This window comes from Methylorubrum suomiense (assembly GCF_022179765.1).
GTDB lineage: Bacteria > Pseudomonadota > Alphaproteobacteria > Rhizobiales > Beijerinckiaceae > Methylobacterium > Methylobacterium suomiense.
Genome location: NZ_BPRE01000005.1, coordinates 84,849 through 109,246, shown reverse-complemented (window position 1 = coordinate 109,246; position 24,398 = coordinate 84,849). Strand labels below are relative to the sequence as shown.

Genomic DNA, 24,398 nt, shown 5'->3' with positions numbered 1-24,398 from the left:
CACGGTTTCGCCGCGAGCCCGCGCGAGACCACGGGCTGGCGCCGATCCATCGCCAACGACATCGAGGGCGTATGAGCACCGAAATCAGCACCCCGTCCGGTGCCCCCCTGACGACCGGGGAACGGTCGACGGCGGTGGCCGAGTCGCTCAAGCGGTTCGCTCGGGTCGCCCGCCACTCCGATCGCAAGAAGGGCATCCGCGCCTACCGGACCCACATCAAGCGCGATCCGATGATCCCGCTGCTGTTCGTGCTCGTCTTCGTGCTGCCGACGCTCGTCGGCGCCGTCTACCTGTACCTGATCGCCTCGGACCGTTACGTGACGGAAGCCCGCTTCGCCCTGCGGCCGGCCCTGGGCAACGTCGACAAGGTCGACAGCGAGCGGACGGGCACCGATTCGAGCCTGCCCAAGCAGATGGTGATCCAGGATACCCTGATCACGACGAACTACATTGCCAGCCGAAAGATGGTCGAAGTCCTGGAACGGCAGCTGCCGGTTCGGGAAATGTATACCCGCGACAGCATCGACTACTTCTCGCGCGGCCCGCAGAACCAGCCGATCGAGCGCTTCATGCGCTACTGGCCCCAGCGCGTCCACACCACGGTGGACAACCATGCGGGCATCATCACGCTCACCGTCTCGGCGTTCGACCCGACCGAATCCTACAATCTCGCCCAGGCGATCATGGCCGAGAGCGAGCGGATGGTGAACGAACTCAGCATGCGGGCCCGCAACGCGGCACTCGCCGAGACCGAGCGCGAATTGGCCGTGGCCGAGGAGCGGATGCTCAAGACCCGCCTCGCCGTGCGCGAGCTGCGCAACAGCGGCGGCGTCCTGGATGCCTCGGCGACCAACACCACCAATCTCACGACGATCTCCGAGCTGCGCAAACAGCGCATCTCGCTGTCCGTCCAGCTGACGCTGGGCCTGCGCGACCTCTCGCCCGATGCGCGCCCGATCCGGGATCTCAAGACCCAGATCAGCGATCTCGATGCCAATATCGAGAAGATCGAGAGCGAAATGGCGAGCGCCGACCCGAGCCGGAAGAAGGTTCTCTCGGACCTTCTCGGCCAGTTCGAGGCCTACGAGAACCAGCGCAAGGAGGCCGAGGCCTATTACGGCCGGGTGCTGGCCGCCAACGAGTCGGCGCGGATCGTGGCCGGTCGGCAGGTCGAGTTCTTCACGCCGGTGGTCGAGCCGATCATGCCGGTCTCCTCGACGGAGCCCAAGCGCGCCCTCTGGCTGAGCGCCATCGCCCTGGGTGCGATGGCTGCGTTCGGCTCGGCGATCGGCGTTCGCAAATACCTCTTCAGCTGAGGCCTACCGGCGCATTTTCGCGGACGGGGCCGTCAGCCGATGGCGCCGGGCGGGCGGCGGGTCGGCGGCGCGAGGGTCGGGTCGGCCGGGTTGTCCGGAGCGGGGGCGAGCGCCGGCTCCGGTTCGGGCGCGGGCGTGGCGGTCGCGACCGGTGCGGCGGGGCTGCCGGTCCACCCCTGCGCACGCCAGCCCTCCGCCCGCTCATCGAGATCGACCGCGCCGCCGCGCCGCATCAACGCGACGACGCGCTCGGCCAGATCACCGTCGGCCCGCACCGTCACCAGTGTGCCGCCTCGGCGCAGGCCCTCCGCATAGGTCTCCGCGTCCTTGCCGCTGAGGCCCGCGCCGGTCAGCGCACCGATCAGTCCGCCCGCGGCGGCGCCGACGCCGGCGCCCGACAGGGCGGTGATCAGCCAACCCGCCGCGACGATCGGACCGACGCCGGGAATCGCGATCAGGCCGAGCCCGGCGAGCAGTCCGGCCCCCCCGCCGAGCACCGTGCCGACGGTGGCCCCGGCTCCGGCCCCATCGGCGGCTTCGGCCTCCGCCGGGCGCGCGACCGGGCCCGGCTCGCCGGCTGCATTCGGCCGGTCGGTGGCGTCGAGGGAGACGATTCCGATCTCGGATTGCGGCACGCCCTCCGCCTCGATCCGATCGACGATGCGGGCGGCGTCCTCGTAGCTGTCGAACAGCGCGGTGACGGCTCGTCCTGCCATGGCGGTCTCCTCTCGGCGCTCCTGGGCGAAGTGCTCCACCAAGCCCTCGGCTTCCGGCTTGGTTCCGATCCGCCGCCGTTAACCCGGCGCTAACCCTGCGCCCGGCAAATCCTGCCGGGTAGGCGAGTGGGCCCGTGCGGGGGATGACGGCGACATGAGCGAGACGGCCAGCGCCGCTCCCGCGGGAGGACTCGGCTCCCTCTCGGCGTTCGTGCCGAATCGCGCCAGCCTCCAGGCGCTGTCGAAGCGCACCGATCTGTTCTTCGCCACCGCGGTGATGGGCATCCTCACGGTGCTGATCTTCCCGCTGCCCGCGATCCTGCTCGACCTGTTGCTCGCCGTCTCGATCATCATGTCGGTGCTGATCATGATGACGGGCCTGTTCATCGATAACCCGCTCGAATTCACCGTCTTCCCGACGCTGCTGCTGATCGCGACGATGCTGCGGCTGGCGCTGAACCTCGCCTCCACCCGGTTGATCCTCGGCCACGGCCACGAGGGCACGGCGGCGGCGGGTCACGTCATCGAGGCCTTCGGCCATTTCGTGATGGGCGGCAATTTCGTCATCGGGATCATCGTCTTCGCGATCCTCATCATCGTGAACTTCGTCGTCATCACGAAGGGTTCGGGCCGCATCGCGGAAGTGGCCGCCCGCTTCACCCTCGACGCCATGCCGGGCAAGCAGATGGCGATCGATGCCGACCTCTCGGCCGGTCTCATCGACGAGAAGGCCGCCAAGGCCCGCCGCGCGGCGCTCGAGGAGGAATCCTCCTTCTTCGGCGCCATGGACGGCGCCTCGAAATTCGTGCGCGGCGACGCGGTGGCCGCGCTCCTCATCACCGGCATCAACATCGTCGGCGGCATCGTCATCGGCGTGGCCCAACAGGGACTCGGCTTCTCGGAGGCCGCCAAGACCTACACCTTGCTCACCATCGGCGACGGGCTGGCGAGCCAAGTGCCGGCACTGATCGTCTCGACGGCGGCGGGCATCCTCGTCTCGAAGGCGGGCGTGAAGGGCTCCGCCGACAAGGCGCTGGGCAAGCAGATGGCGAATTACCCGAAGGCGCTCGGCATGTCGGCGGGCGTGATGGGGCTGATCGCGCTCCTACCCGGCATGCCGATGCTGCCCTTCCTCGGGCTCGGCGCGGCGGCGGGCTACGCGGCTTGGCGCATCGCCAAGACGCAGCGCGAGGCACCGCCGGCGGTCAGCGCCGACGGCTCGCCCGCCACCCCCGGCGCCGCGCCCGCGGAGGAGACGGTCACGGACCTGCTGAAGCTCGACGACCTGAAGCTGGAAATGGGCTACGCCCTGCTGCCGCTCGTCAACGGCGAGGGCCAGGACCGCCTGACCGACCAGATCAAGGCCCTGCGCCGCCAGCTCGCGGCGGAACTTGGCATCGTCATGCCGTCCGTGCGCATCCTCGACAATGTCAGCCTGGAGGCCAACACCTACACGGTGCGGGTCAAGGAGATCGAGGCCGGCACCGGGCAGGTGTTTCCGGGGCAGTTCATGGCGATGGATCCCATGGGCGGGCAGGTGCAGCTTCCTGGCCTGCACCTGATGGAGCCGACCTTCGGTCTGCCCGCGACCTGGGTCGACGCCGCCCTGCGCGACCAGGCGCAGCTTAAGGGCTACACCGTGGTCGATGCCGCGACCGTGATCTCGACGCACCTGACCGAGGTCATCAAGGCGCATGTCTCGGAACTGCTCAACCATGTCGAGGTGCAGAAGCTGCTGCGCGAACTCCCCAAGGATCACACCGAACTCCTGAAGGAGATCGTCCCAAGCCAGATCGCCACCACGGGCATCCAGCGGGTGCTGCAATTGCTGCTCGCCGAGCGGGTCTCGGTGCGCGATCTCGGATCGATCGTCGAGGGGATCGCCGAGGTGGCGGGCCATGTGAAGAATCCGCGCGACATCGTCGAGCATGTGCGCGCCCGGCTCGGCCGCCAGATCTGTGCGCAGTACCAGGGTCCCGACGGCACGCTGCCGATCATCACCCTGTCGCCCGCCTGGGAGCAGGCCTTCCTCGAATCCATCATCGGCGAGCGCGAGGAGCGCTATCTCGCGATGCAGCCCTCGCGGCTGACCGAATTCGTCAACACCGTGCGCGACCGCTTCGAGCAGGCCGCCCGCATGGGCGAGATGCCGGTGCTGGTGACCTCGGTTCAGGCACGGCCCTTCGTGCGCTCGATCATCGAGCGCTTCCGCCGGGAGACCCCGGTGATGAGCCAGGCGGAGATCCATCCGCGGGCACGGCTGCGGACGGTGGGCTCCGTGTGAGCTTAGGCAGCGGGCCACCTTCAGGCCTCATGGCGCCTCCCTCCCACTCCCCTCATCCTGAGGAGGCGGCGCGCAGCGTCGCCCTCGAAGGAGGGCTCCAGGAAACGCGCGACCTCCTTCGAGGCCCGCCGAGGCGGGCACCTCAGGATGAGGGGGGATGGGTGAGAGAGGCGCACTGAGCAGGCGCCGCAAAAAACCTCAGTCGTGGCCTTCGATGGCGCGCAGGACCGCGACCAACTGGTCGGCCTGATGGCGCGTGAGACCCGTGCTGATGATCGTGCCGTTGCGGCAGATCGAGCAGGTGCCGTCCTCGGACACCCGCACCTTGATGGAAGCCATGATGTTCGTAACCCGGACGCCGGACTGGCGCCCATGCTGCAAGCTTAACCGTTCGTGAAGGCCGGGCAAGCGTGCTTGTCCCGCCATCCACGATGGCGGCACGTAACCATACGGGGGCGCGGCGTCATCCTGCTCGAAACGGTCCGCAGCATCGCTTGCCATGCATGCCCCGCAAGCGACGCCGACCCCGCACGGGCCGGAGCCGCGCGCAGCGGTCTTCGGCGTTCAACGGAGCGGAAGCCTCAAGCCTGCGGAGGCGGGTGCCGGCGACGGAAGCTTATCGAAGAGCCTCAAACCGCCTTCTTCTCGAGGCGCTTCTCGATGATGTGGTTGTCGAGCCCCGGCGCCACCAGCGGGGGCTCGGGCGGGTTCTGATCGGTCTTATGGAGCGCTTTCGACAAGCGCGCGCGCTCGAACAGAACCACCACGACGATGGCGATCGCGAACGGGATCAAGAGGTAGAACAAGCGGAAGATCAGCAGGGCTGCGAGCACCGGCGCCTTCTCGGCATCGGTCTGGAGCTGCATGGCGGTGAAGAACACCAGCTCGAACACCCCGAGTCCGCCCGGCGCGTGCGAGGCGAGCGCCACCGAGAACGAGGCGAGGAAGATACCGAGCACGGCGATGAAGCCGGGGTTCAGGCTGTCGGGGAGCGCGAAATAGATGATGCCGGCCGCGCCGAGCAATTCCAGCGGCGCCGCGATGAGCTGGCGCACCATGATCTGCGGCCGGGGATATTCGATCTTGAAGGAGCGGATCGTCAGGGGGCGGAAGCGCAGCACCGAGCCGAGCACGTAGAGCGCCACGAAGGCGAGCAACGCGAAGCCGACGAGTCGGGCGGTGTGCGGGTTGGTGAGTGCGGCGGGCAGAAGGCTGTCGAGCCGCGACAGCAGGCCCGGATCGTAGACCAGCACGAAGCCACCGAGCAGGATCGTGCCGAGGCCGAAGGTGAAGGAACAGAGCGCCACCAGCACCGCGACCTGCGCCGCCGAGAGCCCCTTCGCGGTGTAGGCCCGGTAGCGCACCAGGGCGCCGGAAAAGACCGAGGCGCCGATATTGTGCGAGAGCGCGTAGGTGGTGAAGGAGCAGACCGAGACGAACATCCACGAGATGCCGCGCACGCCCAGATGCAGCAGGGCGATCCGGTCGTACCAAGCGAGCGCCGCGTAGGCGACGAGGGTCGAGAGGGCGGCGAAGAGGACGTGATGCGGCGGGATCGCCAGGAAGGCGGCTTCGATGCTCGCCCAGGACTGATCCTTGAGTTTGCCCCAGAGCAGGTAGCAAGAGGCCGCCACCGCCGCGAGGCCGATCAAGCCCCAAAAGATTTCACTGATCTTCTTCATGGATACCGGCCGCCTCCCTCGGGACCGGTCCCTCCTGCGCCAGGGCCGCTTGCATCGCAAGCGGGACCGAAGCAACCGGCTCGATGCGGCGGGCTCTTGCCCGCCGATCGTGACGGTTTCATGCCGCCACGAGACCTTTCGGTCGGCTCAAGCCCGGGCGCGCAGCCCGATCGCGTCCATCTCGGCCTGCTCGCGGGCGGCTTCCGCCGCGCGCTCGGCGGAGCGCTCGCGATCCTCCAGGATCTCGACCTTCTTGAGTTCCTCGAAGGCTTCGCCGAGTTCGGCCTTGGCCTCGGCGAGCTGGCCTTCCAGGGCGGCGGCGGACTGGCGCATGTTGTCCCGGCGCGAGGTCGCGGCGCGGGCATAGGTCGGATAGGCGAAATGGGCCGGGTCGGTGATGCCGGCGCGGGCCTCTTCCTGGGCGACCTCGCGCTCCAGCTCGGTCGCCATCCGGATGAAATCGGCCATCATCATCTCGATTTGCGCCACCCGGCGGCGCTTCTCATCCACTTGGAACCGCCGCAGCCGGATCAGCGTGTCACGCGATTTCATGTCGGGCCATCCACTCCTACGCTACGCCGGCGAAAGGGCTGGACGCGCTCGCCGGATCCTCGCGGACCCGAACCCCCGACGCGATGCCATCTCACCCGCCGCCCACGATGGCGGCCAGCCGTGCGTAACCCTCGCTGATGGAGGTTGCTTCTTCCTTACCCTGCCCCAGAAAAGCCGTCAGATCCGGCATGAGCGCGACCGCCTCGTCGACCTCCGGTGACGCCCCCGCCCGATAGGCTCCGAGCCGGATCAGCTCCTCCATGTCGGCATAGGTCGCCAGGACCTTACGCGCCCGCCGCACGGTGGGCAGATGCGCCGGATCGCAGGCGCGCGGCATGGTGCGGGAGACCGAGCGCAGCACGTTGATCGCCGGGTAGCGGCCCGTTTCGGCGATGCGGCGCTCCATCACGATATGGCCGTCCAGGATGCCGCGCACGGCATCCGCCACCGGCTCGTTATGGTCGTCGCCCTCGACCAGCACCGTGAACAGACCGGAGATCGCGCCCTCGCCGGTGCCGGGGCCTGCCCGTTCGAGAAGGCGCGGCAATTCGGAGAAGACGGTGGGCGTGTAGCCCTTGGCGGTGGGCGGCTCGCCGCCGGCGAGCCCGATATCCCGCTGTGCCATGGCGAAGCGGGTGATCGAGTCGATCATGCACAAAACCTGCGCGCCCTGATCGCGGAAATACTCGGCCACCGCCAGCGTCACGTAGGCGGCGTTGCGGCGCATCAGCACCGGCTCGTCGGAGGTCGCCACCACGACCACCGAGCGACTGAGCCCCGCCGCGCCCAGATCGTCCTGCAGGAATTCCTGAACCTCGCGGCCCCGCTCGCCGACGAGGCCGATCACCGCCACGTCCGCCGCCGTGTAGCGGGCGAGCATGGAGAGCAGCACCGACTTGCCGACGCCGGAGCCGGCGAAGATGCCCATGCGCTGGCCGCGGCACATGGTCAGGAAGGTGTTGATGCACCGGACCCCGAGATCGAGCGGCGCGCCGACGCGGCGGCGCCCATGCGCGGGCGGCGGATCGGCCCGAAGAGGATAGATCGCCGGTCCCTGGGGGAGGGGGCCGAGCCCGTCGATGGGGCGTCCGAGCGCATCGACGGTGCGGCCAAGCCATCCCTGGGACGGGCGCACCGCCCCCGCCGCCTCGTCGCGCACAAGGACCGGGCAGCCGCGGCGCACGCCCTCCAGCGATCCGAACGGCATGGCGAGCGCCCGGTCGCCCGAGAAGCCGATCACCTCGCAGGGGACGGTACCGGCGCCCCCCGCCTCGACCACCACGTCGAGCCGCCCTCCGAGCCGCATGGCCGCGACCGGGCCGGCAACCTCGACGAGCAGGCCGCGAATCGCCGTGACCCGCCCGAAGATCTCAAGGGTCTCGACCGTGGCCAGGGCGGCGAGCGCCGCGGACAATCCGCCGGTTTCCCGCTCGCCCGTCATCCTCTCGCCATGGGCCCGGTCCCTCCCCACGCCACCGATCCGGCCGATGTCTTAACATTGCCGGGGGCCGATCGGCACGGGCCGGGTCGGCCGCCGGCCCCTCGGAAAAGCGTGAGCGATAACGATCGCGCGATGTCTCCCATTTGCAACAAACGGGGCATTCTCAAGGATCAGAACGGCTTAACCCGACCGCCCGATCCGCGTCGGAGCCTTGCCGATCATCTCCGGAGAACAGATTGCCAACCGTGGTGGGAATCGCCCTCGGACTCGAAGAAGATGAACCTTGCAAGCGGGATTCGGCTTTTGTTAACGGTTAAGGAATAGCGTTTCTGAAGTGGGAATGAGGGTGCGTCCGCCGAGGCCGTCGGCGGGCGCCCGGCGGCGGCTTGTCTCAAGCGCCCTGATACGGCCTGGCCGGGGTGGGGACCGACGATGCGCGTACTTCTGATCGAGGACGACAGCGCCACGGCGCAGAGCATCGAGTTGATGCTCAAATCCGAGAATTTCAACACGTACACGACGGATCTCGGCGAGGAGGGCGTCGATCTCGGCAAGCTCTACGATTACGACATCATCCTCCTCGACCTGAACCTGCCCGACATGTCGGGCTACGAGGTCCTGCGCTCCCTGCGCGTGGCGAAGGTGAAGACGCCGATCCTGATCCTGTCGGGCATGGCCGGCATCGAGGACAAGGTGAAGGGCCTCGGCTTCGGTGCCGACGACTACCTCACCAAGCCCTTCCACAAGGACGAGCTGGTGGCGCGCATCCACGCCATCGTGCGCCGTTCGAAGGGCCACGCCCAGTCGGTCATCACCACCGGCGACCTGATCGTGAACCTCGACCAGAAGACGGTCGAAGTGTCGGGCTCCCGCGTGCATCTCACCGGCAAGGAGTACCAGATGCTGGAACTCCTCTCCCTCCGGAAGGGCACGACGCTCACCAAGGAGATGTTCCTCAACCATCTCTACGGCGGCATGGACGAGCCGGAGCTGAAGATCATCGACGTGTTCATCTGCAAGCTCCGCAAGAAGCTCGCCAATGCCTCCGAGGGCAAGAACTACATCGAGACGGTGTGGGGCCGCGGCTACGTGCTGCGCGAGCCGGTCGAGGGCGAGGACCGCATGGCGGTCTGAGCCGCGCGCCGTGACGACGAAAAAACCCCGCTCCGGCGGGGTTTTTTGTTTTGGGGTTTTGCTCGGGAAACGGGACCGACGACTTCCCTTGGCGGCGCGCCTCCCACCCATCCTCCTCATCCTGAGGTGCCGCGAAGCGGCCTCGAAGGAGGGCTTCAGGGATCGCGCACCAGCTGGAGTTCGCCTTCGCAGCATCTCAGGATGCGGGGAGGGGGGTGGGAGAGAGGCCCACCGGCCGACGAAAACCCCGCGACCGGTTCGATCGCGGGGCGTGTCGATCGATCAAGCCAGTCCGAGCTTCTGCGCGAGACCGATCCGCTGGAGCTTGCCGGTGGCGCCCTTGGGGATCTCGTCGAGGATCAGGATCTTGGCCGGGACCTTGAAGGCGGCCAGCCGCTCCGAGGCGAAGCTCTTGATGTCCTTCTCGCCTGCCTCGACGCCCTCGCGCAGCACGATCGCCGCGGCGACGTCCTCCCCGAGCTTGTCGTGCGGGATCGCGAAGGTGACGCATTGCGACACCGCCGGATGGTCCATCAGGATCTCGTCGACCTCGCGCGGCGAGATCTTCTCGCCGCCGCGGTTGATGATCTCCTTGAGGCGCCCGGTGATCGCGAGATAGCCCTCGGGCGAGAGCGTGCCCTGGTCGCCGGTGCGGAACCAACCCTGCTTCGTGAAGGCCTCGGCATTGGCCTTCTCGTTGTTCTCGTAGCCCTTCATCACGTTGTCGCCGCGGATGACGATCTCGCCGGTCTCGCCCGCCGGCAACGGCTCGCCGTCGGAATCGACCACCGCGATCTCCGGGCCCGCCGCGAGGCCGACCGAGCCCGCATAATGGGGCTTCGGCGGGAGCGGGTTCGAAGCCATCTGGTGCGCCGCCTCGGTCATGCCGTAGGCCTCGATGACGGGCGCCGAGAACGTCTCCTCCAGCTCCTTCATCACCTGCGGGGGCAGCGAGGAGGAGGAGGAGCGGATGAAGCGCAGGGGATTCTTGGCGATGATCTCGCCGTTGCGGGCCGCCCGCCCCAGGATCGCCTGATGCATCGTCGGCACGCCGGTGTACCAAGTGGGGCGCACCTCCTCCATCCAGGCGAAGAACTTGAGGGCGTTGAAGCCCGGCGTGCAGGAAACCTGCCCCCCCGCCGAGAGCGGCGCCAGGATGCCGGCGATCAGGCCGTGGATGTGGAACAGCGGCATGATGTTCAGGCCGCGATCCTCCGCCGTGAACTGGAGCGCGGTGCGGATGTTGCGCGCGGAGGCGCAGACATTGGTCTGCGTCAGCGGCACGATCTTGGGCCGCGAGGTGGTGCCGGAGGTGTGCAGCACCAGCGCGATCTCCTCCGAGCTGGCCGGGCCGCCCTTGGCGGCAGGTTCGGCGGCCTCGTCGGCGAAGGCGAGCGTGAAGCTGCCCGCACCCTCGTCGGGGGCCGCCTTCAGGCGGGCGACCGGCAGGCCGAGCTTCTCCGCCACCGCCACCGCGGGGGAGGCCGATCCGTCGGCGGCGATGAGGAGCTTGGCCTTGAGGTCGGTCAGGTAGAACTCGAACTCGTCGGCCTTGTAGCTCGGGTTGAGCGGCGCCGAGGTGCAGCCGGCCGCCACCGCGATGAAGGCGGTGGCCATCTCCGGGCCGTTCGGCAGCACGATCGCGACCCGGTCGCCACGGCCGATGCCGCGGGCGTTGAGGTCGGCCACGGTGCGGTCGACCAGGGCGCGCAGCGCCTGGAAGGTCAGCGGCACACCGCCGGGGCTCGACAGGGCGGTGGCCGCATCGTCGCCGGCCCGAATCAGGTCGTAGAGGGTGGTCGCGGCCACGCTGGCCTCCTTGGCGTCGATGGGGGACGAGGCGGAATTGTCGGGAAGGAGCATGGTGTCAGGCTCCCTGGATCGCGAGGCGGCCATTGGCGCGCTCCAGGCTTTGGGCCAGGAGACGCATCAGGGCGAAGACCGTATCGATATGCGGGGTCGGCGTGCCGGTGAGGCGGCCGAGTTCGATCACCGAGCCCACCAGAGCCTCGAGCTCGATCGGCCGGCCGGCCTCCACATCCTGAAGCATGGACGTCTTGTGCGGGCCGACCTTCTCGGCGCCCGCGATGCGCTTCTCGATGCCGAGGCGGAACGTGACGCCGAGCCGGTTCGCGATGGTCTCGGCCTCGCGCATCATTTCCGCCGCGATCGCCCGCGTGTCGGGGAAGCGGCAGATGTCTTCGAGCGTCGCGTGGGTCAGCGCGGAGATCGGGTTGAAGCTGAGATTGCCCCAGAGCTTGAGCCAGATCTCGGCGCGGATGTCGTTGGTGACCGGCGCGCGGAATCCCGCCTTGGCGAGGCGCTGCGACAGGGCCAGCACCCGTTCGGACTTGGAGCCGTCGAGCTCGCCCAGGCCGAAGCGGTTGCCCTCGATCACCTTTACGGTGCCGGGATCGGTCAGCACGGTGGCCGGATAGACCACCGAGCCGATGACGTGCTTCGGGTCGAGATGATCGGCGATCAGGCCGCCGGGATCGGCGCTCTCCAGCCGCGTGCCGGCATGCTCGCCGCCGTGCCCGCCCAGGAAGTACCACCACGGGATGCCGTTCTGCATCGTCACCACGACGGTGTCGGGGCCGATCAGATGCTTCAGATCGGCGGCGATGGGGCCGACCTGATGCGCCTTGACGGTGAGCAGCACGACCTCGTGCACCCCGGCCTCCTGCATCGAGCGGGTGGCCTTCACCGTCTTCGAATGGATCTCGGTGCCATCCTCCTCGATCAGGCGCATGCCGTCCGCCTGGATCGCCGCCGCGTTGGAGCGGGCGATGAAGGTGACGTCCTCGCCGGCTTCCGCCAGCCGGACCCCGAGATAGCCGCCGATGGCGCCGGCGCCGACGATCGCGATGCTCATATCCCTCACTCACTGTCTTGCGCGTGCTCCCAGCCGGGGCCGCGCGGTCGTTGCCGTCTCGGGCCGGGCGGATTCGTCGCTCCGCGGGCGGCCCGCCCTCATCACGTCTCTTCACAGCCCTGCGGCGCCGAACCGGGCCGCGCATCGGGCGCCGACATCGATGTTCCGCTACTCGAACCGGTTCGTCAGCGTGCCGATGCCGTCGATCACGATCTCGACATTCGCACCCTTGGGGATCGGGCCGGAGCCGACCGAGGTGCCGCAAGCGATGATGTCGCCGGGCTCCAGGGTCATTCCCTGCGAGAGCAGCGACACCAGTCGCGGCACCGGCATCAGCATGTCGCTGATCGGGAAGTTCTGGCGCTCGCGCCCGTTGACCAGGGTGCGCACGGTCAACGTCTCGGGCGCGAGTCCGGTGGCGATCACCGGTCCGAATGGACCGAACCCGTCGAGGCCCTTGGCCCGCGCCCATTGGGTAAAGCTCGCATCCGCCTTCAGGATCGGCGCGGAGGTCACGTCGTTGATGCAGGTGAAGCCGAAGACGTGCGCCATGGCGTCCGCCTCCGACAGGTCGCGGGCGGGCTGGCCGTCCACTTTGCCGATCACGATTCCGAGTTCGCCCTCGTAGAGCGCCCGGCCGGCGGCCTCCGGCACGATCACCGTCGCGCCCGAGGGCCGGTAGGTGTTGGCCGGCTTGATCAGGAACAGCGGTGCCTCGGGCCGCGCCAGTTCCAGCTTCTCGGCCAGCGCCCCGAAATTGTTCCACAGGGCAATCAGCTTCGAGGGCCGGCAGGGCAGATCGATCGTCACCTCCGCGAGCGGCAGAGTCCGCCCCGTCGCCGTCGGCGCACCGAACAGGTCGCCCGTGAACTCGGTGATGGTTTCCCCGTCGAGGCGGCCGAAGCCCGCAGCGCCGTCGTGGCGAAAGCCGATCCAGCGGGTCACGGAGGTATCCATGGTGGCGCTCATCGACCGCGCGCCGCCGGACCGGCGGCTTCGAATTGGGGCGGGGCGACGTCAGCGGCCATCGAACGGTTCCTAATCCTCACGTCTGGCGCGCTGTCGGCGCACAACTTCATGATCGGCCGAACGCTAAGCCGGTCGGTATTTTGGATACAGCATCCTTGACCCATCGAGACCGGAAGGTTGACTGGAAAATATTTGGGCGCCGCGCAGAAATTTTTTGAAGCAGAGGGCAGGGCTTGGCCCGATGCAAGCGGCGCAGGACAGGTTTGCCCATAACCTATGCTGGGAACCAATGCCCGCTGTCACCGTTCCGCTTGCCGAGGGCGCCGCAACCCGGCGCACATGTAACGAAGGGAGACACGCGATGAGCAGCACCACCGACAAGATCAAGGGTCTCGCCAACGAAGCCGCCGGCAACGTCAAGCAGTCCGTCGGCAAGGTGACCGGCAACGAGCGCCTGCAGGCCGAAGGCAAGGCGCAGGAAGTCGAGGGCAAGACCCAGCGCACCGTCGGCGAGGCCAAGGACGGCGTGAAGAACGCTGCCGACAAGGTCAAGAACAGCCTCTGATCCCATCCGGGCATCGGGCTCTGAATCCGGAGCCGCACCCGCGACGGGTGCGGCTTCTTTTGTTTCCGGCGCCGATCCGAGCGCCTCGCCATCGGAGATGAATCGATGAACAGGGACCAGATCGAAGGCGGTTTCCGCAATCTGAAGGGCCGTGGACGGACCGCGCTCGGCGCCGTGACGGGCCGTGCCCGGCCGCAGGTCGAGGGGGCCTACGAGCAGGTGGCCGGGGTCGCCCAATCGGCCTATGGCCGCATCCACGCCGAGGCCGAAGGCCTGCACCGCGACGGGCGTCATTTCGCCGATGAGGCCACGAGCCGTGGGCGCGCCTTGCGGGACGAGGCGTACGAGCGCGGCCGCTCCCTGCGCGACGAGGTCACCCACCGGGGTCGCCGCTATCGCGACGAGGCGAGCCGCCAGGGCCGTGCCCTGGTTGCCCGCGCCGAGGACAACCGCGGCACGACCCTCGCCCTCGTGGCCGCGGCCGCCTTCGGCCTCGGCTGGCTCGTCAGCCGCGGGCGCTGAGACCCGCGTGCCCCGTGCAGTCCACGCGGAGGTTTGAGACCGTTGACGCCGCCGCCGTGTTGCCGTCCCAAGGGGGCAGCAACACGGTTTTGGGCGTCTTCGACATCATGCCGGCACGATCCTGGCTCGATCTGACCACCGAGGAGATCCGCACCCGCGCCATGGCCCGCGCCATCGCGATCCTGCCGGTGGCGGCAGTGGAACAGCACGGTCCCCATCTGCCGCTCGGCACCGACACCTATATCGCGCAGGGCTATCTCGACCGTGTGGCGGATCGGGTGCCCGCCTCGCTCGATGTGCTGTTCCTGCCCGTGCAGGCGATCGGCAAGTCCGACGAGCACGACGCTTTTCCAGGCACCCTGACGCTGACCGCCGCAACCGCGCTCGCCGCCTGGACCGAGATCGGCGCCGGCCTGAACCGGGCGGGGTGCCGGAAGCTCGTGATCGTCTCCTCCCACGGCGGCAACAGCGCCTTGATGGATCTCGTGGCGGGCGAGTTGCGCGGGCGCTTCGGCATGGTGGCCGTGACGACGGCCTGGAGCCGGTTCGGCTATCCGGAAGGTCTGTTTCCCGAAGACGAGATTCGCTACGGAATTCATGCAGGCGGGATCGAGACCGCTTTGATGCTGGCGCTGCGGCCCGATCTCGTCCGTGGGGACCAAATCGCCGCGTTCGAATCCCGCACGGTGGCGATGGCACGGGACTACACCCTGCTGCGGGCCGGCCGCCCGGCGGCCTTCGCCTGGAAGACCCAGGATCTTCACGCTTCGGGTGCCCTCGGCGATGCCCGCCTCGGCACGGCCGAGAAGGGACGCGCCGCGCTGAACCACGGAGCCCAGGCTTTCGTGACGCTCCTCGGCGAGATCGATCGCTTCGAGCTCTGACGGAAGGGCGGCTCAAGAACCAACCATCGATCGGCCCAACCGACCCGCTTGCGCCTGCAGACGACGCAGCGATCTCGGTCCGGCGCGACGCGGTGAAGGTGGTCGTCTCCGCGGCTGAGCGTCGGCTCACGGCGAAGGCTGCGCTGCTTCCCCACCCGGACCGAGCGTTCTCGAAAGTGAAGGAAATTTCCGTTCGGATTGCTTCTCCGACCGACCGCGCATTGAGAATACACGGCCCGTGGCTGCACCCTTTTTCTCGTCCGCAGCCATGGCCACGGACAGATCATCATGGGTAATGGGCAGGGTGCCGCGGCATCGGCTACAGCGCCCAGGCGTGCGCCGACGTGTCAGTTGGCGTTTCAGCGAGCAGAATGACGGCGCGGAGGAAATGCCGAAAGCGAGCGTGTCACGATGAATGCTTCCTCCGTATTCTTACGCGCTTCAATTTGGCCCCTCTATTGCCTTACGTATTCCGGGCGCGGTGAGAGGCGGAAATCATGGACCAGCACGCGACACCAACGGAAGCACCGAGTTTGGGTGCCGGCGAGAGTGTGTTGTCCCGAGCCAAAGCTCTCGTCCTTCTCGGGCTCATCGGGCTCGGTGGCGTCCTGACCCCTGCATGGATGGGGCTGTTGGCGTGGGAAATGTGGAGCTTGGTGATCTGAGGATAAAAGTCGGATCGCTGCTCGTCACAGGCATTCGGCCTCGTCGATGAGGGGCGCGCGCGCCACCATCTCGAGGAAGAACGCGCCGGAAGCGAGCCATGTGATTGCGAGCCAAGTCATGCGATGTCCTCGCGTCCTCAGGCGGACAGCGCCACACCGATGGCCGTGCGGTTGCCCTTGCACGCAGAAAGCGCGGGCGCGGCTTGTAAGATAGTGCCGCCCCACCTGATCTATCCATTGATCCACGTCATTGTCACGCGTCGTGACGCTTCCACCGGTCAGAAAGTTTTCCATTGGACGCGCCCTGAGGACGCGCTGGCCCTGACCCAGGCCGAGACGGCGCGGAACGCTGCGCGCTGGACGTTCTGCGGCGTGACGTTTCGCGGGACGGCGCCATGTGCCGACCAGCGCTCTCCCGCCCGTGCGGCTTCCCAACCGGTCTTCCGGCCTGACGGGCCGCGGCGGCGCATGAGCGCCGGGCGCGCCCTCGCCGGCGCCGCGCCCACTCGCACTCCGTCGCAATCACCGAATCCTGGCCGTGATGCGTAGTGCCCGTTCGTCGATCCTGAGTGAGGTCGCCATCTCAACGCGCGCGCTTCTGGCGGTCGAGCGCGCGGCATGGCCGGCAGCGGGCCAGCAGCTACATCTTGCACCTGCCCGGCGTCGACAGGCTGAGGCGGGACGAGCGTTTCGCGAGGGGGGACTGGATCGGCGCAGGATCGACGGATCCTGGCTTGAGGGGTGACGGTGAGACACCCCATCCCGGGGCGAGGGGTGCCCATGTGTCACCTCCCATAGGGAATTCATCCGATTCAACTGTCAGAAGAGATTCCTCCCATCCCCCCGCCGGGGAGAGGGGCGGCTCGAACACTCCTCCGAAGAAACGTCATCACGGCGCCGCCGGTCGGCCCGTCGACTAGCGGTTTGCTGGGGTGGGCAGAACGCCGCCGGGCAATCGGCACGACTGCCCGTGATAGACAGACAGGTGCGCTCGTTCAAATTGTCACCATCAGACAATCAATCAAAAGGCGCAAATTAAGCCTGGGGCTTTCTGATGCCGTATATGCCGTGATCGCGCCTCACGGGCTGTGTACCGGGAGCCGGTTCACCCTGGGATCAGAAGCACCGTCCATAGGACGTTGCACCGGCAATCGGCTCCTGCTTGAGCCAAATTCGAGGCCGCACATTGGCACGCATCCGCCATTACTCGTTCAATGGCTACTGGGCCGTATGGACAGCTCTGTTTCTGGTTCCGCTGGCTCTCTTCGCTGTGGCTGGCGCGCCGGCGCGCCCAATTCGAGCTGCGACACGGCTTTGGGCGCGTGGCATCCTCTTCGGTCTACGCCACATCGTCGGCCTGAATTACGTCGAGGAGGGGCGCGAACACATTCCCTCCGAGCCCTGCCTGTTCGTGGCCAATCATCAGTCGGCCTGGGAGACGTTGGCCTTTCTGGTGTTGGTTCCCGACGTTGCCATCGTCGCCAAGCGTGAATTGGTGGCGATCCCGGTGGTAGGTTGGTTCTTGCGGCGCTCGCCGATGATCATCATCGACCGATCCAATGGGAGAGAGGCGCTGCGTACGATGATCGAGATGGGTCGAGAGGCCGTTGCCGCGGGGCGCTCGATCCTGATCTTCCCCGAAGGCACCCGTGGTGCGATGAGCGAACAGCTGCAGTTCAAGCGCGGGGTTGAACTGCTCTACGGCAAGCTCGGACTTCCCGTCGTTCCGGTGGCCGTCAATTCCGGCTTGTACTGGCCCGGGGGCTCTGCCACGCGGCCTGGCACCATCGTCGTTAGTTACCTTGCCAGACTTGCCCCAGGCCTTTCATCTGCTGCGTTCATGCAAGGAACCGAGCGCGTCATCGATCGAGAACTCGACCGCTGGCGCCCCGTGAGCCGGCCTGTTGCTGAAACTGTTGACGCGTGACATCGCGTTGATCGCAGACAGGCATACGCCGTCAGTCGCCCCTAACGTGTCGCCGGGTAGCCGATGCGGTAAGCTCCTGGTCCGGAAGCCTTTGCGTTGTACATGGACCGGTCGGCGTCGCGCATGACCGCAGCCACGTCGGCCAACGCACCTGATCCGAGGATGCAGGCCCCCATGCTTACCGTCACTGCAACCTCGGCGCGGGCGAGTCCCTCCGAGAGAGCCCGATGCAACGCCTCGACTCTGTGATGGGCCTCGCTGACCGTCGCCGCGCACAAGATGGCAGCGAACTCGTCGCCACCCAAGCGACCCAAACAGTCGTTCTTGCTCAAGGCCGCCGCCGCCGACGTGGCCAGAGCGCGCAGCGTGTCGTCGCCCGCTGCATGTCCGTGGCGGTCGTTGATGCCGTTGAAGCCGTCGACGTCGATCACGACGACGGCCAGCGCGTTTCGACCCTGCGCAGTTAAAGAGGTCATCGCAGCCGCACGCTCGTCAAAAGCGGCCCGCGCCAGCGCGCCGGTGAGGTCGTCCCGCTGGGCTGCGGCACGTTCACGCTCGTATGAGCGACGCAGCGAAACAGTCAGAGCAACGATGAAGGCGTAGGTGCTGAGCCTCAGGATTCCCCTGGCCAAGGCCACCGCGAGTGGTACCGCCTCCGCAACATGGTTTGGAAAGATATTGAGGAACGCAGCACCGAGAGCGACCAGGCAGGCCGGGGCCAAGCCGAGGCGCCACCCGGCCAAAGCGATGAGCGGAATATAGGCGGGACCCATTCCTACCAGAGGGAATGCACGGTCAATGCCGATCAGAGCGCCAGTGCTCGCTGCGAGCACGATCCAAGTCGTGCGGGCGGACCAATGGTCGAACCAGACACCTGATCGTTTATATCCTTCCGGCACAAGCATAGATTGAAATCCGGTAGGTATGATCTAGGCTATAATGCAATGCACGGTAAATTTGAGTCCTTTAAAATATCCTTGCCGTGAAGCGCTTTTCACAACAGCGCGGCTCAAGGGATTGTACTACGCACACGTTGTGGCAAATTGGCTTCTGTGACGAAGCGATAACGATCATATTTCAGAAATTTTGCAAATACGTTGAATTGTGATCTGCGATACGTTGAAATGCTGGAATTTTGCTTGCGATTATCGAAATCGTATTATGATAATTACCCATTTCAAATGATGAATGTTTTATATTTCTGTAAGAAAATTATGAGCGTATTTCACATGTCGTTGGGCAGGTGAGATCGCGCATAATTTGTTCCGACAACACAACATTCGAGCCGGCCGCTATTAGATTATGGGCTTTTATTATATATTACTATCTAATTAAAGTATGATCTTTGATAATTTACTGCCATAATTCCTATGGGGGGGCGAACTTACTCACGTAGTTTCGGTAGAGTATCGGCAGATGAATGCGATGTGCCGCCCGATCGTCGTTCGTCGGCTGTCTCAGACGCGCTTCGTCCTCGGCCGTATCCCGTATCCTGCCGCCGTAAACTGTAGGGACCGGATCCTGAAGTGGCACGGGCCATGGGCCTACGTGAGAGCTCCCCCTCCCTGACGCGAGTTAAATTTTTATCTGACTTAGCGATCGGGCAACATTGTCGTCCATGATTTCATGAAAAAAAGGGATTTAATGCTTTTGACGGGCGGGATGTAGGCTCATTATAAGTGATTGAGTTCGGTAATGTTCTTATAGCAACCGACGATCGCCTCGCTGACAACCATCGATACAGCTCGTGATCCATCTTCTGGCGCATGACTGTTTCCGTTCGACGGTTTCGAATTCAATGTTTGTACTTGATCGCCGAACCGCCTCGCCCAGCCGGCCGGCTTATCCGCGATCGTCCCGAGCAGCCACCGCCCGGGCTCCGTGGCGTCGGATGGTAGCGGGGGATGAAGACATCCTGGCCGTCGAGGGTTTGTCGCTCAGCTTCGGCGGTGCGGTGGCCTTCGCCGAGATCGATCTCTCGGTCGCAGCAGGTGAAATTCACGCAATCATCGGACCGAACGGGGCCGGGAAATCCTCGCTGATCAACGCGATCACTGGGCTCTATGCCCCACAGGCCGGGCGCTTGCGCATCGGCGACGCGCGCTTCGCTCGGGTTCCGGCGCGGCGGCTGGCGGAGCTCGGCGTCGCGCGGACCTTCCAGAACCTCGCGCTCTTCAAAAGCCTGAGCGTGGTCGAGAACGTCCTGTCAGGGCTGGCAAACGTCCAGCGGGCGGGGCTGACCGCACAGCTTCTCGGCCTATCCGCCGCGCGCCGCGAGGCGACCGAGCATCGGGCGCGAGCCGAATCCGTCATCGACTTTCTCCAACTCGGGATGTTCCGCGGGCGCGCCGCCGGCAGCCTGCCCTACGGCCTGCAGAAGCGGGTGGAACTCGCCCGCGCCCTCGTGGCCAATCCGCGTCTGCTGCTCCTCGATGAGCCGATGGCCGGCATGAGCGCCGCCGAAAAGGCCGAGATGAGCGGCTTCGTGCTGGCCGCACGGGAGATGCTCGGGACGGCCATCGTCCTGATCGAGCACGATATCGGCGTGGTCATGCGCCTGTCCGACCGGATCACGGTCCTCGATCACGGCCGCCGGATCGCCACGGGTACACCCCACGAGATCCAGGCGAACCCGGCGGTGATTGCGGCCTATCTCGGGGCCGAGGATGACCCCGAGAACGAGGCGAAGGCGGCATGAGCCCCGATCTCGCCTTTCTCGTCGAGGTCGTTGTCGGCGGCCTGCTCTCGGGGGTGATGTACGCCCTCGTCGCGATCGGCTTCGTGCTGATCTACAAGACCTCCGGCGTCCTCAATTTCGCGCAGGGCGCGATGGTGCTGTTCGCAGCCCTCACCTTCGTCAGCCTGATCGAGCGCGGTCTTCCCTTCCCGGCGGCGCTCGCCGCGACGCTCGCCGTGATGGTCGTGGTAGGGCTCACCATCGAGCGGGCGGTGTTGCGCCCGCTGGTCAACCAGCCGCCGATCACCCTGTTCATGGCGACGCTGGGCGTCGCCTACGTCATCGAGGGTGCGGCTCAGCTTGCCTGGGGGACGCAGGTCCACGCCCTCGATCTCGGCATCGACGACACCCCGTTCGACGTCGCCGGCGTGCTGGTGAGCCGGTTCGACCTGTTCGCCGCCGCGCTTGCGGGCTTGATGGTGGCGCTTCTGACTCTGTTCTTCCGCTTCACCCGCACCGGGCTGGCCTTCCGCGCGGTTGCCGAAGATCCGCTGGCCGCGCTCAATGCGGGCTTGCGGCTGCCGCGGATTTGGTCGGCGGTATGGATCGCCTCCGGCATCGTCGCGCTGGTGGCGGGCCTGCTCTGGGGAGCGCGGCTCGGCGTTCAGTTCTCGCTCTCGCTCGTGGTCCTCAAGGCGCTGCCGGTGCTGGTGCTCGGGGGCTTCGACTCGATCGCCGGCGCCATCGTCGCCGGGCTGATCGTCGGCGCCGCCGAGAAGCTAGCGGAAGTCTATCTCGGGCCGTTCATCGGCGGCGGCATCGAGGGCTGGATCGCCTACGTGGCGGCGCTCGCCTTCCTGCTGATCAAGCCGTCCGGCCTGTTCGGCCAGCGCAGCGTCGAGCGGGTGTAAAGCCGTGGCGACCGCTCTCCCCGTCACTTCGGCCCAGCCGCGCCGCGCGGGCGCCGCCGGCATCCTATTGCTGCTGGCGATCGCCTACGGGCTCGTACCGCTCGTCGGCACCAGCTACCTGTTCGAGGCGATCCTGACGCCGTTCCTGGCGCTGGCGCTCGCCGGCCTGGGGCTCAACCTGCTCACCGGCTATGCCGGCCTGCTCTCGCTCGGCTCGGCCGCCTTCATGGCGGTGGGGGCCTACGCCGCCTTCAACCTCTCACTCCGTCTGCCCGGCCTGCCGCTGCCGGCGACGATCCTCCTCGCCGGGTTGATCGCGGCGAGTGCCGGCGTGATCGCCGGACTGCCGGCCCTGAGGCTGCGCGGCTTCTACCTCGCGGTCTCGACGCTCGCCGTGCAGTTCTTCGTCGCCTGGGCGCTCAATCGGATCGGCTGGCTCTCCAACGACAGTCCGTCCGGCATCATCGATGCCCCGCGTCTCGTGATCGCGGGTCTCTCCTTTGACGACGCCCGAGGGCGCTATCTGTTCTCGCTGACGATCGTCGCGCTGTTGACGGTCCTGGCTTGGCGCCTCGTACGCTCGCCGACCGGGCGCAACCTCGTGGCGATCCGCGATCACGAGACCGCCGCCCGCATCGTCGGGGTAAAGGTGGCGCGCACCAAGCTTTTGGCCTTCGCGCTCTCCTCCTTCATCGTCGGGATCGCGGGCGTGCTGTGGGCCTTCGCCTATCTGCGCACGGTCGAGCCGGCGGGGTTCAACCTCGATCGCTCGTTCCAGATCCTGTTCATCGTCATCATCGGCGGGCTCGGGACGCTGCGCGGCGCCTTCCTCGGCGCGGGCTTCATGGTCGTACTGCCGCTGCTCCTGTCGCGCCTCGGCACCGCATTGCTCGGCGACGGCTTCGACACCGGCACGCTGGAGATGGTCCAGCGCATCGTCCTCGGAACGCTCATCGTCGCCGTGCTGATCCGCGAGCCCGCGGGCCTTGCCGCGCTCCTCGACCGCGCCTTCCGCCGGCTCTCGCCGCGCTCCTGAAGCCACCCTCCCACCGAAGGATCGTCCATGCCCCGCAAAGCCTTGGCCCGCGCACTTCTGACCGGCGCCGCTCTCCTCGCCCTCGGCGGGGCGGCGAGCGCCGACGAACAGTACTTTCCGCTGCAGAGCTACCGCGTCGGGCCCTATGCCGCCGGCGGGACCGGCTTCTTCGGCGGCTTCATCGACTACCTGACCCTCATCAACAGCCGTGACGGCGGCGTGAACGGGGTTAAGCTCACGTGGAGCGAGGGCGAGACCCAGTACGAGGTCGAACGCGGCGTCGAGGTCTACGAGCGGCTCAAGTCCCGGCCCGGCATCGCCGCCTGGAACCCGCTCTCCGTCGGCATCGCCTACGCCATGATCGACCGCATCACCGCCGACAAGGTGCCGCTCATCACGATCAACCACGGCCGCACCGACTCGACCGACGGTCGCGTCTTCCCGTTCGTGTTCCCGCTGCTGCTCAACCCCTACAGCGAGACCTCGGGCATCGTCGAATACCTCGCCACCCGCGAGGGCGGGCTCGACAAGCTCAAGGGTAAGACGATCGCGGTGCTCTATCACGGCTCGCCCTACGGCAAGGAGACGATCCCGATCTACGAGCAGCTCGCCAAGCAGCACGGCTTCAAGGTCGAGCAGATCGAGGTGCCGCATCCCGGCAACGAGCAGCAATCGCAGTGGCTCACCATCCGCCGCCTACGGCCCGATTATGTCGTGCTGCGCGGCTGGGGCGTGATGAACCCGGTGGCGCTCAAGACCGCGCAGAAGACCGGCTTCCCGGCGAGCCGCATCGTCGGCAACGTCTGGTCCAACTCGGAGGAGGACGTGATCCCCGCGGGCGACGCCGCCAAGGGCTACGTCGCGATCACCACCCAGGCCTCGGGCACGCAGTATCCGGTGATCCAGGAAATCGTGCGCGGCGTCTACGAAACGGGCGCGGGCAACCTCGCCGACAAGAAGCGCATCGGCAGCGTCTATCACAATCTCGGCGTGCTCAACGGCATCCTCAACGTCGAGGCCGTGCGGATCGCGCAGGAGAAATTCGGTCGCCGGACGCTCACCGGCGACGAGGTGCGCTGGGGCTTCGAGCACCTGCGCCTCGACGAGGCCCGCGTCGCCAAGCTCGGCGCCAAGGGCCTGTTCCACTCGATCAACGTCACCTGCGCCAACCACGAGGGCGAGGGCCGGGTCACCTTCCAGCAGTGGGACGGGGCGAAGTGGAGCGTCGTCTCCGACTGGATCAAGCCCGATTGGGCGGCGCTCCGCCCGATCATCGAGGCCTCCTCGACGGCCTACGCCAAGGAGCGCGGCCTTACGCCCCGCGATTGCGAGGCGGAGGAGCGGGTGGGCGATACGGGCAAGCGCGCCTCGGCGGAGGGCAAGTGACCTCGGATCGCGATGGCAGCCTCCTGCGCGTCGAGGCGCTGGAGGCGGTCTACGGTGGCGCCGTACAGGCCCTGTCCGGCGTCGATCTCGTCGTACGCGAGGGAGAGATCGTTGCCCTCGTCGGCGCCAACGGCGCCGGCAAGACCACGCTGCTGCGCGCGATCTCGAACCTGCTGCCGGCGACCCGCGGGCAGATCAGGGCCGGACGCATCGCCTATGCCGGTCGCGACGTGTCGCGCACCCGGACCGACGCCCTCGTACGCGCCGGCCTCGTCGGCGTGCTGGAGGGGCGCCACTGCTTCCGCGCCCTCACCGTCGAGGAAAACCTCATCGCGGGCGGCCTCGGGCGCGGCTCAGGCCGGGCCGACCTGCGGGCCGATCTGGAGTGGGTCTACGCGCTGTTCCCGCGCCTGACGGAGAAACGCCGCCTGCCGGCCGGTCTGATCTCGGGTGGAGAGCAGCAGATGACCGCGATCGGGCGCGCCCTGATGGGCCGTCCTCGCCTGCTCGTGCTCGACGAGCCCTCGATGGGGCTCGCCCCCAAGGTGACCGCGGAGATCTACCGCGTGCTGGTCGACCTCAACCGCGAGCGAGGGCTGACTCTGCTGATCGCCGAGCAGAGCGTCACCCTGGCGCTTCGCCACGCGCACCGCTCCGTCGTGCTCGAGAACGGCCTTTCGGTCCTGGAAGGCGGGGCGGAGACATTGCGGGCCCGCGACGACATCCAGCGATTCTATCTCGGCCCTCGCGTCACCGCCCCCGCGAGGGAGCGGCAACCGGCGTGAGGAACGGTTCGGTCGTTCCTTACCCGACTGCGGGAATGGAAAGCCGTCCCAATATACCAGCATAAAAAGCC

The 24,398-nt window shown here is 67.0% G+C and carries 21 protein-coding genes; 12 read left to right on the top strand and 9 right to left on the bottom strand.

The window, feature by feature from the left end; all coding sequences use genetic code 11:
• Positions 1-71: 71 nt before the first annotated feature.
• Positions 72-1,316 carry a KpsE/RkpR family capsule polysaccharide export protein gene (locus MFF26_RS09450; protein ID WP_238307916.1) on the top strand — a complete coding sequence of 415 codons (1,245 nt, stop codon included), beginning with the start codon at positions 72-74 and terminating at the stop codon, positions 1,314-1,316.
• 32 nt (positions 1,317-1,348) lie between these two features.
• Here the strand turns inward: MFF26_RS09450 and MFF26_RS09445 are convergent, their stop codons facing one another.
• Positions 1,349-2,032 (bottom strand): hypothetical protein, encoded by a 684-nt coding sequence (locus tag MFF26_RS09445; protein WP_137827511.1) that lies wholly within the window; start codon positions 2,030-2,032, stop codon positions 1,349-1,351.
• Positions 2,033-2,186: 154 nt separating this feature from the next.
• Here MFF26_RS09445 and flhA point away from each other — a divergent pair, with 154 nt between their 5' ends.
• Positions 2,187-4,316 carry a flagellar biosynthesis protein FlhA gene (gene flhA, locus MFF26_RS09440; RefSeq protein ID WP_137827510.1) on the top strand — a complete coding sequence of 710 codons (2,130 nt, stop codon included), beginning with the start codon at positions 2,187-2,189 and terminating at the stop codon, positions 4,314-4,316.
• Positions 4,317-4,514: 198 nt separating this feature from the next.
• On the opposite strand, the gene MFF26_RS09435 is transcribed toward flhA, so the two are convergent.
• The 4 genes from MFF26_RS09435 to fliI all read right to left on the bottom strand — a co-directional run bounded on the left by MFF26_RS09435 (position 4,515) and on the right by fliI (position 7,991).
• Entirely contained in the window at positions 4,515-4,655 is a 141-nt protein-coding gene (locus tag MFF26_RS09435; RefSeq protein ID WP_171015377.1) for a hypothetical protein, read from the bottom strand.
• A gap of 290 nt (positions 4,656-4,945) precedes the next feature.
• Entirely contained in the window at positions 4,946-5,998 is a 1,053-nt protein-coding gene (locus MFF26_RS09430; protein ID WP_137827509.1) for a lysylphosphatidylglycerol synthase domain-containing protein, read from the bottom strand.
• A 147-nt stretch (positions 5,999-6,145) separates the two neighbouring features.
• Positions 6,146-6,550 carry a flagellar export protein FliJ gene (gene fliJ / locus MFF26_RS09425; protein WP_137827508.1) on the bottom strand — a complete coding sequence of 135 codons (405 nt, stop codon included), beginning with the start codon at positions 6,548-6,550 and terminating at the stop codon, positions 6,146-6,148.
• Between the two features lie 91 nt (positions 6,551-6,641).
• Positions 6,642-7,991 carry a flagellar protein export ATPase FliI gene (fliI, locus tag MFF26_RS09420; protein WP_137827608.1) on the bottom strand — a complete coding sequence of 450 codons (1,350 nt, stop codon included), beginning with the start codon at positions 7,989-7,991 and terminating at the stop codon, positions 6,642-6,644.
• 432 nt (positions 7,992-8,423) lie between these two features.
• Between fliI and ctrA the strand changes: the two genes are divergently transcribed.
• Positions 8,424-9,125 carry a response regulator transcription factor CtrA gene (gene ctrA, locus MFF26_RS09415; RefSeq protein WP_012452681.1) on the top strand — a complete coding sequence of 234 codons (702 nt, stop codon included), beginning with the start codon at positions 8,424-8,426 and terminating at the stop codon, positions 9,123-9,125.
• A gap of 282 nt (positions 9,126-9,407) precedes the next feature.
• Here ctrA and MFF26_RS09410 read toward each other — a convergent pair whose 3' ends face one another.
• From MFF26_RS09410 to MFF26_RS09400, 3 genes are all read right to left on the bottom strand, one after another.
• Positions 9,408-10,988, bottom strand: coding sequence for an acyl--CoA ligase (locus tag MFF26_RS09410; protein WP_137827507.1), 1,581 nt, complete (start codon positions 10,986-10,988; stop codon positions 9,408-9,410).
• A 4-nt stretch (positions 10,989-10,992) separates the two neighbouring features.
• Positions 10,993-12,000: a 2-dehydropantoate 2-reductase gene (locus MFF26_RS09405; RefSeq protein WP_137827506.1), complete on the bottom strand. Its 1,008-nt coding sequence runs from the start codon at positions 11,998-12,000 to the stop codon at positions 10,993-10,995.
• Between the two features lie 168 nt (positions 12,001-12,168).
• The gene (locus tag MFF26_RS09400; protein WP_137827607.1) at positions 12,169-12,945 is read right to left on the bottom strand and encodes a fumarylacetoacetate hydrolase family protein; all 777 of its coding nucleotides are present in this window, start codon (positions 12,943-12,945) and stop codon (positions 12,169-12,171) included.
• A gap of 385 nt (positions 12,946-13,330) precedes the next feature.
• On the opposite strand from MFF26_RS09400, the gene MFF26_RS09395 reads away from it, so the two are divergent.
• The 4 genes from MFF26_RS09395 (at position 13,331) to MFF26_RS09380 (ending at position 17,532) form a co-directional block, all read left to right on the top strand.
• Complete coding sequence (locus tag MFF26_RS09395) at positions 13,331-13,534, top strand: CsbD family protein (RefSeq protein WP_137827505.1); 204 nt, start codon at positions 13,331-13,333, stop codon at positions 13,532-13,534.
• A 105-nt stretch (positions 13,535-13,639) separates the two neighbouring features.
• On the top strand, positions 13,640-14,056 hold the full coding sequence (locus tag MFF26_RS09390) for a CsbD family protein (protein WP_238307915.1): 417 nt from the start codon (positions 13,640-13,642) through the stop codon (positions 14,054-14,056).
• A 107-nt stretch (positions 14,057-14,163) separates the two neighbouring features.
• Complete coding sequence (locus MFF26_RS09385; protein WP_137827606.1) at positions 14,164-14,940, top strand: creatininase family protein; 777 nt, start codon at positions 14,164-14,166, stop codon at positions 14,938-14,940.
• A 1,851-nt stretch (positions 14,941-16,791) separates the two neighbouring features.
• Complete coding sequence (locus tag MFF26_RS09380) at positions 16,792-17,532, top strand: lysophospholipid acyltransferase family protein (RefSeq protein ID WP_137827503.1); 741 nt, start codon at positions 16,792-16,794, stop codon at positions 17,530-17,532.
• A gap of 41 nt (positions 17,533-17,573) precedes the next feature.
• Here the strand turns inward: MFF26_RS09380 and MFF26_RS09375 are convergent, their stop codons facing one another.
• Complete coding sequence (locus MFF26_RS09375; protein ID WP_238307914.1) at positions 17,574-18,437, bottom strand: GGDEF domain-containing protein; 864 nt, start codon at positions 18,435-18,437, stop codon at positions 17,574-17,576.
• An 893-nt stretch (positions 18,438-19,330) separates the two neighbouring features.
• Here MFF26_RS09375 and MFF26_RS09370 point away from each other — a divergent pair.
• From MFF26_RS09370 to MFF26_RS09350, 5 genes are read left to right on the top strand one after another with little or no spacing between them, the layout of a single operon-like run.
• Complete coding sequence (locus tag MFF26_RS09370) at positions 19,331-20,230, top strand: ABC transporter ATP-binding protein (protein ID WP_137827501.1); 900 nt, start codon at positions 19,331-19,333, stop codon at positions 20,228-20,230.
• Positions 20,227-21,120 (top strand): branched-chain amino acid ABC transporter permease, encoded by an 894-nt coding sequence (locus MFF26_RS09365; RefSeq protein ID WP_137827500.1) that lies wholly within the window; start codon positions 20,227-20,229, stop codon positions 21,118-21,120. The genes MFF26_RS09370 and MFF26_RS09365 overlap by 4 nt, the downstream gene beginning before the upstream one ends.
• Positions 21,121-21,124: 4 nt before the next feature.
• Positions 21,125-22,156 carry a branched-chain amino acid ABC transporter permease gene (locus MFF26_RS09360; protein WP_137827499.1) on the top strand — a complete coding sequence of 344 codons (1,032 nt, stop codon included), beginning with the start codon at positions 21,125-21,127 and terminating at the stop codon, positions 22,154-22,156.
• Positions 22,157-22,183: 27 nt separating this feature from the next.
• Entirely contained in the window at positions 22,184-23,542 is a 1,359-nt protein-coding gene (locus tag MFF26_RS09355; RefSeq protein ID WP_137827498.1) for an ABC transporter substrate-binding protein, read from the top strand.
• Positions 23,539-24,327, top strand: a complete 789-nt coding sequence (locus tag MFF26_RS09350; RefSeq protein ID WP_137827497.1) for an ABC transporter ATP-binding protein — start codon at positions 23,539-23,541, stop codon at positions 24,325-24,327. Before MFF26_RS09355 ends, MFF26_RS09350 begins: the two co-directional genes overlap by 4 nt.
• The last annotated feature ends 71 nt before the right edge of the window (positions 24,328-24,398 follow it).